Annotated in this window: 14 protein-coding genes; 11 read left to right on the top strand and 3 right to left on the bottom strand. The window is 66.0% G+C overall.

The window, feature by feature from the left end; translation table 11 throughout:
* The first annotated feature begins 143 nt into the window (after positions 1-143).
* From CVV68_RS00270 to CVV68_RS00255, 4 genes are read left to right on the top strand one after another with little or no spacing between them, the layout of a single operon-like run.
* The gene (locus CVV68_RS00270) at positions 144-1586 is read left to right on the top strand and encodes a DUF3375 domain-containing protein (RefSeq protein WP_110499010.1); all 1443 of its coding nucleotides are present in this window, start codon (positions 144-146) and stop codon (positions 1584-1586) included.
* The gene (locus CVV68_RS00265) at positions 1583-2239 is read left to right on the top strand and encodes a DUF4194 domain-containing protein (RefSeq protein ID WP_110499009.1); all 657 of its coding nucleotides are present in this window, start codon (positions 1583-1585) and stop codon (positions 2237-2239) included. Before CVV68_RS00270 ends, CVV68_RS00265 begins: the two co-directional genes overlap by 4 nt.
* The gene (locus CVV68_RS00260; RefSeq protein ID WP_110499008.1) at positions 2236-5610 is read left to right on the top strand and encodes an ATP-binding protein; all 3375 of its coding nucleotides are present in this window, start codon (positions 2236-2238) and stop codon (positions 5608-5610) included. The genes CVV68_RS00265 and CVV68_RS00260 overlap by 4 nt, the downstream gene beginning before the upstream one ends.
* Complete coding sequence (locus CVV68_RS00255) at positions 5600-6769, top strand: Wadjet anti-phage system protein JetD domain-containing protein (protein ID WP_110499007.1); 1170 nt, start codon at positions 5600-5602, stop codon at positions 6767-6769. The genes CVV68_RS00260 and CVV68_RS00255 overlap by 11 nt, the downstream gene beginning before the upstream one ends.
* Positions 6770-6839: 70 nt before the next feature.
* Here the strand turns inward: CVV68_RS00255 and CVV68_RS00250 are convergent, their stop codons facing one another.
* Positions 6840-7232 carry a hypothetical protein gene (locus tag CVV68_RS00250; protein ID WP_110499006.1) on the bottom strand — a complete coding sequence of 131 codons (393 nt, stop codon included), beginning with the start codon at positions 7230-7232 and terminating at the stop codon, positions 6840-6842.
* A 57-nt stretch (positions 7233-7289) separates the two neighbouring features.
* Positions 7290-8042, bottom strand: a complete 753-nt coding sequence (locus tag CVV68_RS00245; RefSeq protein ID WP_110499005.1) for a FadR/GntR family transcriptional regulator — start codon at positions 8040-8042, stop codon at positions 7290-7292.
* Between the two features lie 95 nt (positions 8043-8137).
* Between CVV68_RS00245 and CVV68_RS00240 the strand changes: the two genes are divergently transcribed.
* Genes CVV68_RS00240 through CVV68_RS00230 form a run of 3 tightly spaced genes read left to right on the top strand, consistent with a single transcriptional unit; the run spans position 8138 to position 11192 of the window.
* Positions 8138-9028 carry a carbon-nitrogen hydrolase family protein gene (locus tag CVV68_RS00240; RefSeq protein ID WP_110499004.1) on the top strand — a complete coding sequence of 297 codons (891 nt, stop codon included), beginning with the start codon at positions 8138-8140 and terminating at the stop codon, positions 9026-9028.
* Positions 9025-10368, top strand: a complete 1344-nt coding sequence (locus tag CVV68_RS00235; RefSeq protein ID WP_110499003.1) for an APC family permease — start codon at positions 9025-9027, stop codon at positions 10366-10368. The genes CVV68_RS00240 and CVV68_RS00235 overlap by 4 nt, the downstream gene beginning before the upstream one ends.
* 41 nt (positions 10369-10409) lie before the next feature.
* Entirely contained in the window at positions 10410-11192 is a 783-nt protein-coding gene (locus CVV68_RS00230; protein ID WP_110499002.1) for a carbon-nitrogen hydrolase family protein, read from the top strand.
* Positions 11193-11202: 10 nt separating this feature from the next.
* Here the strand turns inward: CVV68_RS00230 and CVV68_RS00225 are convergent, their stop codons facing one another.
* Positions 11203-12489 carry an MFS transporter gene (locus tag CVV68_RS00225; protein WP_245933246.1) on the bottom strand — a complete coding sequence of 429 codons (1287 nt, stop codon included), beginning with the start codon at positions 12487-12489 and terminating at the stop codon, positions 11203-11205.
* A 143-nt stretch (positions 12490-12632) separates the two neighbouring features.
* Here CVV68_RS00225 and CVV68_RS23320 point away from each other — a divergent pair, with 143 nt between their 5' ends.
* From CVV68_RS23320 to CVV68_RS00210, 4 genes are all read left to right on the top strand, one after another.
* The gene (locus CVV68_RS23320) at positions 12633-12788 is read left to right on the top strand and encodes a hypothetical protein (RefSeq protein WP_170133036.1); all 156 of its coding nucleotides are present in this window, start codon (positions 12633-12635) and stop codon (positions 12786-12788) included.
* Between the two features lie 207 nt (positions 12789-12995).
* Positions 12996-13238 (top strand): helix-turn-helix domain-containing protein, encoded by a 243-nt coding sequence (locus CVV68_RS00220; protein ID WP_245933245.1) that lies wholly within the window; start codon positions 12996-12998, stop codon positions 13236-13238.
* 24 nt (positions 13239-13262) lie between these two features.
* Complete coding sequence (locus tag CVV68_RS00215) at positions 13263-14525, top strand: type II toxin-antitoxin system HipA family toxin (protein ID WP_110499001.1); 1263 nt, start codon at positions 13263-13265, stop codon at positions 14523-14525.
* A gap of 57 nt (positions 14526-14582) precedes the next feature.
* Positions 14583-15209: a TetR/AcrR family transcriptional regulator gene (locus tag CVV68_RS00210; RefSeq protein ID WP_110499000.1), complete on the top strand. Its 627-nt coding sequence runs from the start codon at positions 14583-14585 to the stop codon at positions 15207-15209.
* The last annotated feature ends 67 nt before the right edge of the window (positions 15210-15276 follow it).

Here is a 15276-nt window from a genome sequence, read left to right as displayed (position 1 = left end):
GCCGGAGCGGCGACGGCGGTTGTCTCCCGGGTGGGCGGCGGCGAGGATGAGGCGACACAACCGCCGTCGTCCGCAGTAAACGTTTGTCACCCCATGCACCTACGATTGTTCGAGTAAGCAGTTGAAGCCTTTGGAGCGGCGCTATGGACTATTTTTCAATCAATTCCCTGCGTGAGAACCACGCGGGATGGTCGCTGCTGCGCGCCCAAAACGCACCGTTGGCGCTGACGTTTTTCATGACCGCATTCACCGGCCCCAACCAGCGCAACCTGGGCCGCCAGGACCTGATCGATGTCCTGGACGACGTCCTGTTCAGCCTGCGGGATTCCCTCGGCGAGGACAAGTTTCCGCGCTCCGCCGCCGAGTACCTGGACGACTGGGCGGAACCGGACAAGGCCTGGCTGCGCAAGTTCTACACCGATAACCGCGACGAGCCTGTCTACGATCTCACGGCCGCCACCGAGGACGTGATCCGCTGGGTGGAAGCCCTGCGCGGGCGGGACTTTGTGCCGACGCAGTCGCGCCTCTCGAGCATCTTCAACCTGCTCAAGACGCTGGTTCACGGCTCGGAAACCGACCCGGAAGCGCGTCTTGCCGAACTGCAGCGCCAGCGCGACGACATCGACGCCCAAATGGAACGGATCCGTTCCGGCGAGGTCCCCGTCATGAGCGGCCCCGAGGCGGTGGACCACTTCCACCAGCTCACCACCCTGGCCAAGGACCTCCTGGCCGACTTCCGCGAGGTCGAGGCGAACTTCCGCAAACTGGACCGAAACCTGCGCGAACAAATTTCAATGTGGGAAGGCAGCCAGGGCGACCTGCTGGAAAACATCTTCTCCTCCCAGCAGGACATCAGCGGTTCCCTCCAAGGCCGCACCTTCCAGGGATTTTGGGACTACTTGATGTCCCCACAGCTCCGCTCCGAACTCCACGAGCTGCTGGAGCGCGCCACCGCGATCGAGGCCCTCGCCAAGCAGGACGGCCTGCACTCCATCACGTCCATGCAAAACGACTGGCTGCCCGCCGTCGAACAAACCCAAGCCACCGTTCGCCAGCTGTCCGCCCAAATCCGCCGACTGCTCGATGACAAGGTCTTCCTGGAAAACAAGCGCATCATGGCGTTGATCCGCAACATTGAATCCAGTGCGGTCGCCGTCCGGGCCACACCGCCGTCGGGCCCGTTTGCCGAACTGCCCGGCCACGATGTCCCTGTGGCGCTCCCCTTTGAGCGGCCCCTCTACGAGCCGAGCAGGCAGGTGGCCATCCACGACGGCGTCGAGGTCGCCGAGGACCTGGACGTGGACGCCAACGCGCTTTTCATCCAGTTCCATGTGGACCCCCACCGGCTGGAGGTCAACATTGACGCCGTGCTGGCGGCCGCCGAACAGGCAACGCTGGCGGACATCACCGACGCGTACCCGCTCAGCCAGGGGCTGGCCGAACTTGTCAGCTACTTCCAGCTGGCCACCGAATCCACCTGGGCCACCATCGACTCGGACCGGTCCCAAACACTGTCCTGGACCCTTCCCGACGGCAGCCTCCGCGAGGCAACCGTCGACCAAATCATCTTTGTGAGGCCATCATGACCACAGCCCCCTTCGATTCCGACGACCAGCTGGAAATCGCCAAGGCCCCCGACGGACTGCCCCTGGCCATCACCAAGCTGTTCAAGGGCGTGGTCTACCGCGAGGCGGACGAGAAACTGTGGCAGCGGCTCACGGAGCTCTCGGCGCAGGCCCGCGACTACGTGGCCGTACTGGGCCTGGAACTCGTCCTCGACGACACGGAGGGTTACGCGTTCCTGCGCTCCAGCCCGGACGCCGATCCCGAACTGCCCCGGCTCATCCCCCGCCGCCAGCTGACCTTCAACGTCAGCCTGCTCCTGGCCCTGCTGCGCGCCCGGCTCGCCGAGTTTGACCAGCAAAACAGCGAGACCCGGCTGATCATGACGGCCGAGCAGATCGGGGACATGGTCTCCGTCTTCCTGCCCGAATCCAGCAATGAGGCCCGCATCCAGGACCAGCTCGCCACCAACATCAAAAAGGTCACAGAGCTGGGCTTCCTGCGCAAACTCCGCGGCCAGGACCAGACTTATGAGGTGGCCCGCATCCTCAAGGCCTATGTGGACGCCCAATGGCTGGAAGAATTTGACGCCCGGCTCGCCGACTACCGCTCGGCCCTCACAGGGGACAAGCCCGGCTCGGCGATCAACGATATGAAGGAAGGGTCCACGGCATGAGCACCCAGGCCGGGCTATTCAGCCTCGATGACCTCACCGAGGACGACGCCGGTACCCGCCCGGGCTTTCGGCTGCACCGTTTGGAGCTGCTGAACTGGGGCACCTTCAACAAGAGCGTGCGCACCTTCCGGCTCGACGGCGAAAACAGCCTGCTGACCGGCGACATCGGCTCCGGCAAGTCCACCATTGTCGATGCCATCACCACGCTGCTGCTCCCGGCCAACCGGATCGAGTACAACAAGGCCGCCGGGGCGCAAAAGAAGGAACGCAGCCTCATGTCCTATGTGCGCGGCTTCCACAAGAGCGCCCGCAGCGGCCTTGGCGACACCTCCCGCCCTGTTGCGCTGCGCGGGCCGGGAACCTTCACTGTGGTGCTGGGCGTCTTCCACAATGCGGCCCTGGACAAGACCATCACCCTGGCCATCACGCTGTGGGCCACCCAGGAGGCGGGGCAGCCCACCCGTTTCTACTCCATCGCCGAGGGCGAGCAAAGCATCAAGGCCGATTTCTCCGACTTTGGCACCGACATGGCCAAGCTGAAGCGGCGCCTGCGCAATGACGGCGTCGCGGTCTTTGACGTGTTTGAAAAGTATGGGGCCGCCTTCAAGCGCCACTTTGGCATTGGCTCGGCCCAGGCAATGGACTTGTTCCACCGCACGGTTTCCATGAAGCAGGTGGAAAACATCACCCACTTTGTGCGCACCAACATGCTGGAGGAAGACGATGTTGAAACGCGCATCAAGAACCTGCTGCACCACTTTGACGATCTGAAGAAAGCCCACGACGCCGTGCTCCGGGCCAAGGACCAGATCCGGATGCTGGAGCCCGTCCGGGACAACGCCGCCCGCCATCACACCCTGACAGCAGGCTATGACCGCGCCCACGAGCAGCGCGAACAGCTCTCACCCTGGTTCACCACCAAAAAGTTGGAGTTGAGCGAGGCCCACCTGCAGGAGATGGAACGCGCCGCTGTCCGGGTGGCAGCTGAGCAAAACACGCTGACCGCCGACGTGGGCCGGCTCAACCGTGAACTGGCCGACCTCCGCGACGACATCCGCAACAGCGGCGGCGGCCGGATTGCCGCCATTGAGGGCGAGCTGGCCCGCCTGGCCATCGAGTCCGGCGCCCAGCGGGAACGCTACACATCGTATTCGGAGTCGGCCACTGTCCTTGGCCTGTTTGACCCGGAAAACCAGGTGGCCTTTGATGCCAACGCGGCGGCTCTCCCCGGCGTGGAAAAACGGCTGGCCGAGGCCAACACGGAACTGCAGGGGCAGCGCACCGCGCTGGACCGGCAACGCTCCGAGGCTTCCGAGCAAGCCGGCGACCACAAGACCGAGTTGAAGAGCCTGCTGAACCGGCAAAACCTGCTCCCCGGCTGGCTGATCGCGCTGCGCCAAAAGCTGTGTGCCGGCACGGGCATCGCGGAATCCGAGCTGCCGTTCGCCGGGGAGCTCCTGCGCGTGCGCGAATCCGAGGCCGCCTGGGAGGGCGCCGCGGAGCGCACCCTGCACGGCTTTGCCCTGTCCCTGCTGGTGACCAATGATCACTATCCCGCCGTCAGCGACTGGGTGGAGCGCAACAACCTGCGGGCCCGGATCGTCTACCTGAAGGTGGGCGAAAACCCCACCCCGCGCCCCGCCGCGCCGGACACCCTGGCGGGCAAGATCGGCATCAAGCCGGGGACACCACTGCGCGAGTTCCTGCTCGACGAGCTGGGCCGCCGCTTTGACCACCAATGCTGCGAAACCATGGCGGAATTCCGGCGCTATCCCAAGGCACTGACCATCAACGGCCAGCTCAAGGGCGGCGGCGGACGCCATGAAAAGGACGACCGGAAGGAACTCACCGACCGTTCCAGCTACGTCCTGGGCTGGGACAACCACGACAAGATCGCCCGGCTCCGCTCAGCCTTGGAAGAGGCCGAGGGCCGGATGCGCACCGCCGCGGACGGGCTGGGCCGCATCGACACCCAGCTGGGCAATTTGGGACGCCAGCAGAGGCTCATTGGCACCGTTGCCGCCGTCGCCGGTTTCGCCGGCCTGGATTGGCGCTCCACGGCCCGGGCCATGGAGGACCTGGCCCAGGAAAAGGCTGTCCTGGAGTCCTCCAGCGACATCCTGCGCGAACTCACCGAACGGGAGTCCGCCACCGGCGCGCGCCTGGAAAAGGCCAGCGGGAAACTCAGCGCATTGGACCGGCGCATCGGCTCCAACGAGGCCGAAATCAAGGGCATCACCGAGCAGATCGCCGACTGCCGCGAATCCCTGGCCGAAGCGCCGCTGACGTCCGACGCCGGCCTGCTGGCCGAGCTGGGCACGCTGGCCCGGCAGGCACTCGAGTCCGAGGTGCTGACCTACAAGAACACCGCAAAGATTGAAAGCAAGGTCCGCGACAAGCTCACGGGCGCCATTGATGCCCTGAACAAGCAGGTGATTCGGGCAGCGGAGACCACCATCCGCTTCATGTCCGATTTCCGCAACAAGTATCCGGCCGAAACCACCGAGCTGGACGCGTCACTGGAGGCCGCCGGGGAGTTCAACACGATCCTGCAACAGCTGGTGGAAAACGACCTCCCCCGGTTTGCCGAGCGGTTCAAGGAATCCCTGACGCAAAACACGATTCACGAGATCGTGGCGTTCAATGCCTTCCTTGACGCCCGCAGGCAGGACATCGTCTCGCGCATCGGCGAAATCAACGAATCCCTGGCCCGGATCGAATACAACCCGGGCCGGCACATCCAGCTGGAACCGCAAGCCACCTCGGATGCCGAGGTGCGCGAGTTCGGCAGCGATCTGCGTGCGTGTTCGGAAGGTTCCATCGGCGCCCAGGAACAGTACTCGGAGCAAAAGTTCCTGCAGGTTGAGGCCCTGGTGGAGCGCTTCCGCGGCAGGGCGGGCCTGACCAACCTCGACGAGCGCTGGACCGCCAAGGTCACCGACGTGCGCAACTGGTTCACCTTCTCGGCCTCGGAACGGTGGACGGAGACCGGCGAGGAGCACGAGCACTTCACCGATTCCGGCGGCAAGTCCGGCGGGCAGAAGGAGAAGCTGGCCTACACCATTTTGGCGGCTGCCCTGGCGTTCCAGTTCGGCATCGCGGCGGGTCCGGGCAACCAGCGCTCCTTCCGGTTCGTCGTCATCGACGAGGCATTCGGCCGCGGCTCCGACGAATCCGCCAAGTACGGGCTGGAACTGTTCAAGCGGCTCAAGCTCCAGCTGCTCATAGTCACGCCGCTGCAAAAAATCCACGTCATTGAACCGTTTGTGGCCAATGTGGGTTTCGTGGCCAACGAGGCCGGCGACGATTCCCAGCTGCGCAACATGACCATCCACGAGTACCGGGCCGAACGGGACAAGCGTGGCAGCTAGGACGCTCCTGTCACCGTGGACCAGCCCGGCGGACGTGCGCGCTGCGTCGCTCCGGTCCTGGAACAGCGGCGAGCTGCTCCGCGAGGTGAGTGCGCCCTCGGGGCTGCATCCCCGGCGTCGTGCCATCAAGCACCCGAGCGCCACGCAACTGCGCACGGACTACGCCCGCGCCACCAGCTGGGCGGCACTGTGGGACCCGGCACCGCGGGGCTGTTCGCTGGAGCACGCCAGCGTAGGGGCAAACACGATCGGCGCCAACACGCTGCCGAGTGCGGCGGTTTTCGCTTCCGCCGCCGATGAGATTGCCTTTCTGGGGCTGGGGCGTGAGGCCGCCAGCTTCGCGGAGCTGGCCCGCCGCGTGGCGACCCTCGACGCCGGACTGGAAGCATGGGCGCTGCGCCGGCCGCTGGAACTGCTCAGGCATGGCGGGGATGCCCTGACCGCCGCCCGGGTCGCCATTTGGCTGGCCGCCAACCCGGCTCCCGGGATCTACCTGCGCCAGCTTTCACTGCCCGGCGTCCACACCAAGTTTGTTGAAACGCACCGCCGGCTCATCGATGAGATGCTGGCGGCGCTGGCCCCGGAGCGGCTGTTCGCAGGCAAGAACTATGCCCGGCGGCACGGCTTCCTGGCGGCGCCGGAGCGGGTCCGGCTGCGGTTTTTGGACCCGTCACAGGCGCCCGTGCCCGGCATGACGGACGTGGAGGTGACGGCTGCCGCCTTTGCTGCTTTGGACGTGGACGTGGAGCGGATCATCACCACGGAGGACCTGGTCAACTTCCTGGCGCTGCCCAATGCGCCGCGGACGCTGGCCGTGTTTGGCGGCGGCTACGGCTTCGAGGGCCTCCGCGAGGCTGCCTGGCTGCGCACCACGGAAGTGCTCTACTGGGGCGACATCGACACCCACGGCTTCCACATCCTGGACCAGCTGCGCGCCCACCATCCGCACGTGCGCAGCATCCTGATGGATGAGGAAACGCTGCTGGCCCACCGTGATTTTTGGGGCCGCGAGGACACCCCCTCCCGGGCAGCGCTCAGCCACCTCACAGCTGCTGAAGCGGCCGTGTACGCGGAGCTGCAGGCCGGCACGCACCAGCCGCTGCTGCGCCTGGAACAGGAGCTATTGCGTTGGGACCACGTACTGGCGCGGCTGCCCTGACCGAGATGTTCCACCTGGCCCGGCGGCTCCAGGCACCCGGACCGGCGAATGCAGGCACCGTGACTGGACGTTAGTGGCGGGTTTGGGCGCTCAGAGCAGCCGCTAATGTCCACTCAGCGGAGGGGCTGGCCTTTGATTCCCCGGCGGCGGCGCTGACCTCCTTGCGGAGGGCGGCAAACCTGGCGCTTTCCTTCTCAATGCTGGCTACCTCGCGCGGCAGGTACCCGGCCGCTTCGAGGTCGCCTCGGAGCGTCTCAAACGCCTGCTGGAAGCGGTCAATTCCGGCATAGAAGGCCTGGCGTCGGGACGCCTTGTCCCTGGCTGACTCCTCGCCGGCGCCGACAAAATACGCAATGTACTGCGCGGCCTGCATGGGAACCGACACATCCTCGCACAGCTCGCGGAGGTCTTCCGTGACCTGGTCCAATTCCGTACGGCGTGCTGCCATCCCAAGTTCAGTCATGCTTCCATCATCCACCCCGCGCAGGTCCGTCCCGGCCACGCACGGCCGGGGTCGCGGCTACTTCGGCGGCCCGTCCACCATGCCCATGAACATGGTCCGGTGCAGGGTGTCCACGTGCCGGCGGGACACTTCCACCGCCTCCTGGACATGCCCTGCGCGAAGGGCGTCCACCAGTTGGATGTGGTCCTGGTTTGAGCCGCGCAGGCTCTCGATGGGATACGGGATGAAGTACTCATACAGGTCCGTGAGCACCTCAAAATAGGCGTCCACGGCGGCGCCAAGGCCAGAGGCATGGGCCACCAGCCGGTGGAACTCCTCGTCCAGCTGATGGTAGGCAGACCAACTGGCCGCAGCGGCCATCCGTTTCGTCAAGGCCTCCAGCTGCGCCACCTGCGACGCCGAAATGGCCAGCGCCGCAAAGTGCGTCACGGTGCATTCGCCCAGCAACCTGCGGTCCACGAGGCGGTGCACACGGCCGAATTCGGAGGGCGGAGCCGCGAGGGCCTCCAGGACGTCCCGGGGCGGCGCATCCGCCACGAACGTTCCGCCGTTGCGGCCGCGGCGCCGCACCACCACGCCCTCCAGTGCCAGACTGGTCAGCGCACGGCGGGCCGTAATGGGGCTGACTGACAGCCCCAGCGCCACCTCGTCCTTGTCCGGCAGCCTTTCGCCCGGTTTGAGCAGGCCCAGGAAAATTGCCGTGCCGATGCGCAGCCGGACGGCATCCATGGCGCTGCGACGGTCGAGGCCGGCAAGAGCCGCACCGTCAATCGGCGAGGCCTCCCCGCCCATTTGGGAATCCAAGCTCATAGCATCACTTTAGGGGACTTTGCCCAAACCCTTTCATTAAGAGATCAATATGATCTATTATGAATCAGGTCACAACCCCAAGCATGGAGCTCCACATGTCCCGTATTTTGCCCCTTATCGCAGCGCAAGCCGCGCCACGGCTCATTGGCGATCCCCTCGGAGCCTTTGAAACTGAAGTGCGGACTGCGCTGGCCCACCAGCCGGACGCAAAGCTTGTCGTGTTTCCCGAACTTCACCTTTTTGGCGACGGGGCCCCTGACCAACAGCGCGCCGAGGCGCTGCAGGACTCCGCTGAACCGCTCACCGGCCCGCGGATCAAGGGGCTCCGGGAAATCGCCGCGGACCTCGGCATCTGGCTGGTGCCCGGCAGCATCTGCGAGCGCGGAGAGGGCGGCCAGCTGTTCAACACCCAGGTGGTGATTTCTCCCAAAGGCGGGATTGCGGCGCATTACCGCAAAATCTTCCCTTGGCGCCCCTTTGAACCGTACGATCCCGGGCACGAGTTTGTGACCGTGGATCTGGATGGTTTCGGCCGTGCCGGGCTGAACATCTGTTACGACGCATGGTTCCCCGAAGTCACCCGCCAGCTGGCCTGGATGGGTGCCGAGCTGATCATCAACGTGGTCAAGACCACCACGGCAGACCGCGAACAGGAACTGGTGCTGGCCCGGGCCAACGCCATCATCAACCAGGTCTTCATGGTGAGCGTGAACTGTGCCGGGCCCACGGGCCGGGGTCGAAGCGTCATCGTTGACCCCGAAGGCCACGTCATCACGGAGGCGGCCTCGGCGGATCCCACCGTGCTCACCGCCCAGCTGGACCTGTCCGCCGTCGAACATGTCCGCAACAACGGAACGGCGGGCCTGAACCGCATGTGGTCCCAGTTCCGCCCCGGCGAGCCCGCAATCGAGCTCCCCGTTTACCAGGGCCGCATCGACCCGGCCACCTGGACCCCCGTTCTCCGCTCACCGAGGAGCTCCGCATGACAACGCAACCAGCACTTATCCGCACGCTCAACCTCAGGTCCCTGGTCCTCTTCGGACTGGCCTACCTGACGCCCATCATTGTGCTCGGCATCTTTGGCATCATCGCCGAAACCACTGGCGGCGCCTCCCCGTCCGCCTACCTGGTGGCCATGGTGGCGATGCTGTTCACCGCCCACAGCTACGGGCGCATGTCCGTGGCGTACCCCGTGGCCGGCTCCGCGTACACCTATGTCCGCAAGTCGATTGACCCGCGCGTCGGCTTCCTGGTGGGCTGGGCCATCCTGCTCGACTACCTGTTCCTGCCCATGGTCATCTGGCTCATTGGCGGCTCCTTCCTCAGCGCCCAGTTCCCCGGCATCCCCATAGCCGTGTGGATCCTGCTGTTCATCGCCATCACCACCTTCTTGAACATCCTCGGCATCAAGGTGGCCGACAAGGCCAACTACGTGCTCATGGCGTTCCAGATACTGGTCATCGTGTTCTTCGTGGCCCTGTCCATTGGCCACGTCATCGGCACCTCCGGGGCGGGTGGCCTGGCCAGCTCGGCCCCGTTCTTCAACGCCGGCTCCAGCCTCGGCACCATCAGCGCCGGAGCCGCCATCGCCGCATACTCCTTTCTGGGGTTCGACGCCGTCACCACCCTGACGGAGGAAACCATCGAACCAAAGAAGAACATGCCGCGGGCCATCATGCTCATCGCCCTGATCGGCGGCGGCATCTTCGTGGTGGTTGCCTACTTCACGCAGCTGGTCCACCCCGGCGGCGTGTTTGCCGACTCCGCGTCGGCCGCCAGCGAGATCGCCCTGCAAATTGGCGGCACGTTCTTCGGCGCCGTGTTCCTGGCCGGCCTGGTGGCCGCACAGTTCGCCTCCGGCCTGGCCGCACAAGCCAGCGCCTCCCGCCTGATGTACGCAATGGGCCGCGACTCCGTGCTCCCCAAGGCCGTGTTTGGCCGGCTCAACGCCAAATACCACACCCCCGTTGCCAACATTGTGATTGCCGGGATCATCGGGCTGATCGCGATCTTCCTGGATGTGGCCACGTCGACGTCGTTCATCAACTTTGGCGCCTTCACGGCCTTCACGATGGTCAACCTGTCCGTGATTTTCCACTACGTCCGCCAACGCAGGGCCGGCAACCGCCTGAACCGGCTCAGCTATGTGGGCATCCCCGCAGTGGGTGCCATTATCTGCGGCTACCTGCTCTCCCAGCTGGACATCCACGCGGTCACGCTGGGCCTGTCCTGGCTGGCCGCTGGCATCGTGGTGCTGCTGTTCATCACCAAGGGGCTGCGCAAGGCCCCGCCGGAAATGGCCACGCTGGAGGAAGCTGTAGTCTAGGCGCACCACACCAACCACCACACTGACGAAAGGCTTCCCACGTGCGCATTGCCATGGGCCAGCTGGCATCCGGCACGGACACGGCCGCGAACCTGCATGCCATTGATGGCTTTGCTGCCAGGGCCGCTGCCGGCGGCGCCGCCCTGGTCGCCTTCCCCGAATATGCCACGTATGAAAAGAAAAAGATCGATGCCACCTTCCCAACCGTGGCCCAGCCGTTGGACGGGAAGGTCGGCACCGAACTCGCACGCATCGCCGCACACCACGGCATTGCCCTGGTGGCCGGCATGGTGGAGGCCTCCCCGGACCCCGCCCGCGCATACAACACGCTCGTCGCCTTCGGCCAGGACGGTTCCCAGCTCGCCGCGTACCGCAAGGTGCACCTGTTCGATGCGCAGGGCTTCCGCGAATCGGACTTCGTGGCGCCGGCGCCGGCCACGGAACCCGTCACCTTCGACGTGGACGGTGTCCGCTTCGGGCTCATGACCTGTTACGACCTTCGTTTCCCGGAGCAGGCACAGGCATTGTCCGACGCCGGATCCCAGGTCTTGCTTGTCTGCTCCTCGTGGGTGCCCGGGGAGTTGAAAACCAAGCAATGGCGCACGCTGCTGGCCGCCCGTGCCATTGAAAACAGCCTTTACGTGGCCGGCGTGTGCCAGTCGCCCCCGGTGTCGGTGGGCCATTCGCTGCTGGCCGGTCCCATGGGGGAGGTGGTTGCGGAGCTGGGAACCGTGCCGGACGTCTTGGCGGCGGATCTTTCACCTGCTGCCGTGGCCGAGGTCCGGAAGCACTTCCCGACCCACCGCCAGCGCCGGATCCGGTAGGCACGCGGCCCTACCGCTTGTGGGTGCCCTGGTGCTCCGACGGCACGGAGTCAACGGCGGAATCCTCAATGTAGCGTTTCGGGTTGATCATGACGGCGCCGGTCATCATGACCAGCAGGCACACGCCCAGTGTCGCAAAGGACGCAGTCCACGACCCGGTGGCGTCGTGAAGGCTGCCAAAGAACAGGGGAGCTATTCCGGCGCCGGCATAGCCGACACCCTGGCTGAATCCGGACAGCACCGACGAGCCGTGTGTGGTCCGCGAGCGCAGGTTCACCATGAGCAGCGCTGTTGCAAAGGTTCCCTGGCCCAGGCCGGCAAACGTCACCCACAGCCACGTGCCGTCCATCGGCGAGAGGTACAAACCCAGGTGCCCGGCAGCCCAGAACGCAGCAAACATGGCAATGGCCACGATCGGGTTCTTCATGCGCGGCACCCACAAGGGCACCAGCAGGCTCACGGGCAGGCCCAGGATGGCGAAGTAGGCCAACGCCGATCCGGCCGTCGCCGCGTCAACGCCCTGGCCCGACAAATAAGGGGGCAGCCAGGTGAAGTAGACGTAGGTTTGCGCCGAGTTGCCAGCCAGGAAGATGGCCAGTCCCCACGCCACCGGCGAACGCCACGCCGCCAGCTTCGGCACTGCGCCCTGTGCCGCTCCCCCGGCGGAACCCTGGAAAGCAACGCCGCGTGCGCGGCCGGCGTCGTCCCCGACACTCCGGCGGTCCCGCAAGGCCTGCGCGGCCCACGGCAGCAGCACCAGGAAGCTGACCGAGGCCCACATCCCAATCGACACACGCCAGTTGCTCAGCCCGGCGACCGGCACGGCCAGCTGCGGGCTGACGGCCGTGCCCACCGCCAGCAGCGTCACATACCCGGCGGTCACCACGCCCACACGGTCCGGGAAGTACTTTTTCACCAGCGGCGGCAGCACAACGTTGCCAATGCCGTAGCCGGCCATGACCACGGCAGACCAGCCCAAAAATGGCCAGACCTGCCCGCTCGCGGCCCGCACCAGCTGCCCCGCCACGGCCAGCACGACGGCGGCCGCCAGCACCCTTTCAAGGCCGAAGCGGCGGATCAACACCGGCGTCAACAGTCCGAACACGGCGAAAATGAGCGGCGGGAGCATGGCCAGCAAGCCGATCGTGCCGGCGTCGAAACCCAGCTCGCCCCGCAACTCGCCCAGCAGCGGGGGCACCACAGACACGGCAGCACGCAGGCTCAAGGCCATGACCATGATGCCCAGCAGCGCGCCAATGCGTCCGGTCCACGGCCTCTTCACAACAAAATTACTCACTTGACAACAGTAGCCACCCGCCGGGCCGCACAGGCACCGGCGTCCTTGACGCTGCCCAAGTGCGGCCATGGATGGGGAATTGGCCTGCACTTCCCCACCCGCGGCCCCCGGCCGACCCCAGCCAGCCCCACCAGGGACGCCCCATGGACGCAGTACCGCAGTCCGCACCGCCCACCACCCGGGAAGCCTGCCGGGCCGCCGATCCCCTGCGCGTGGAGCATCCGCTGGAGCTGGTCACGCCGCGGGATCCCACCCTTCGCCTCCCTCGAAAGTACAGCTTCGGCGACTTCTTGAATTGAAAATTCGCCCAGGGTACGGCTATGGCGAGCTGGGCGACCGCCGAGCCGCCGTTGCTGTACTTTCGGGGGGACGCGGCGCCCGCCAACCCGCCAGAGCTGTACTGTGAACGACCGAAGCCCCTGCGCAACGGGACCGGCGCCGGACAATCTGCAGGATCGTGCCGAAATCAGCGCTCCAGGTCCTAGAATGGAAACAGGAACCCCGGAATGACCCCAAAGCGGACCCGGAAGGAGGCGCACGGCATGGACGCAGCCCAGCTTGGCGCCGCACTGCGGACCAGGCGCCGCGAACTGGACCTGACCCAGAGCGAGACGGCGGACCTGGCGGACGTTTCCATCCGCGTGCTCAGCGACCTGGAAAACGGGCGCGAGACGGTGCGCCTGGACATCCTGTCCGCCGTGGCGGATGCGCTGGGCCTCAGCCTGAACTTGGGCGTGCAGCGCCCATGAGGACGTACCCATGAAACGCCGGCCATGAAAAATCCCGAGGACGCCAAGAAGATCCACCATGCCGCGGTCTACAAGCAGGGCCGCGCCGCCGCCACGCTGACCCGGCACGCCCGGGACGGGGTGGTCTTTTCCTATCTGCCGAACTATCTTGGCTCCGGCGGGCCTGCCATCGCCTCGACCCTGCCGGCGCTGGACGTGCCGGTGACGCTGGGCCACGGCCGCATCCCGGCGTTTTTTGCCGGTCTGCTGCCCGAGGGAGAACGGCTTGCCAAGCTGCGCTGGGCCGTGAAAACCACCATCACCGACGAATTCTCGCTCCTGCTCGCAAGCGGAGCAAACCCCGTGGGCGACGTCCGGATTGTCCCCGCCGGCGAGCCGCTGGAGGACGTCCCGCCGCTGTTGGCCGTCACCAAGACCATGGACCACCTCCGCTTTTCCGACTTCGCCGCCATTCCGGGCCCCGTCGACCCGTCCGCGCTGGCCGGCCTGCAGGACAAGGCCACGGCGTCCTACGTCCATGACAAGGACCCGTCGCGGGCATACATCCTCAAGTTCAACGACGGCAGCCACACCCGCCAGGTGGAAACCGAATACCTGCTGCTCGGCAAGGCGAAGGGGCTGTCCATTCCCGTTGCCACCTCCCGTCTGGTGTACGACGCCGTTGGCCAGGCCGCGCTGCTCGTGTCCCGTTTTGACCGGTCCCCGGCCGGGCCCCTGGCAGTCGAAGACGGCGCCCAACTGCTCGGTCTGCCGCCCTCGCGCAAATATGCCATTCCCACCGAAGCGGTGGCCGCGGCCGTGGTGGCCGTGTGCCCGGCACACATTCTGGCCGCCCGCAACGTCTTCCTGCAGTTCCTGTTCGGATGGCTGACCGGCAACGGCAACCTGCATGCCAAGAACATTTCCGTGGTCCAGCAGCGCGACGGCGAATGGTTTGTGGCACCCGCCTACGATCTCCAGTGCACGCTTGCGGCGGAGATCGAGCAGGGCTTTGCCGCCGGCGTCCCCGGCGGCATCGTCACGGAGCTGACCGACGGGGACCCCTCCCGCGACCCCGGCATGGCACTGCCCATCGGCGGAAGCGCCGGCAGCCGAACGGGGCTCGTCCGTAATGACTGGCTGAGGTTCGCCCGGACCCTCCACCTGCCGGAACGGCTGGCGGCAAAGTGCATTGACAAGGCACTGGCCGCCTCCGCCCTGACCACGGCGGAACTGCCGTTCGAGCGCGACGTGAGCGCCGCCGTCGTGCGTGTCCTGGGCATTAGGCGCGCCGCCATCGGCGCGTAAGAGACCCCACACGGCGCAACAGTATTTTTACTGACGGTTTGACGCTAAAATGTCTGTATGCCACGAATAGCCGCCCCCACCAACGCGGCGCAGCGCGAGCAGACGCAGCGCAAAATCCTCGATGCCTTTGGCGAACTGCTTTTCACCCACGGACTGCCCGGCCTCACCATGACCGACGTTGCCCGATCTGCCGGCGTTGGCCGCACCGCCGTTTATAACTACTTCGCCGATCTGGAACAGCTCTTGGTGGCCTACGCGCTGGATGAGACGGGGCGTTTTGTCACAGAGCTGAAGGCCGACCTTGACGCTCTTGACAACCCGGTGGACAAACTCTCGCTGTACGTCCGCGCGCAGCTGGAGGACCTCACCCGCCGCCACCTGCCGCCCGGGCCGGCCATGCGCTCGGTGTTGTCAGGGGAGTCGTTCGCGAAGCTGGCCGTGCACGTTGGCGAGCTAAACCAGCTGCTGGCGGACATCCTTCGGGACGGCATGGACCAGGATTTCCTGCCATTGGCCGACGTTGAGGGCCTGGTGCAGCTGATCCACGGCTCGCTGACGGCCAGTGCGTCGCGGCGCAATCCCGACACCCCGGATGAAGAACGCATTGCCGCCGCCGTGCGGTTCATCCAGGCCGGTATCGGCGCCGTCTTTGACAGCGACGGGCGCCCCGCCACGATCCGGTAGCGACACTTTCGCGGCGCGTCCCCGAAAGGCGCGGTCCGGACACCGGGTCCGAGCCCCAGGCGCAATT

It is taken from the genome of Arthrobacter livingstonensis (assembly GCF_003219815.1).
GTDB classification, from domain to species: Bacteria; Actinomycetota; Actinomycetes; order Actinomycetales; family Micrococcaceae; genus Specibacter; species Specibacter livingstonensis.
This window is presented reverse-complemented; position numbering and strand designations above follow the sequence as displayed.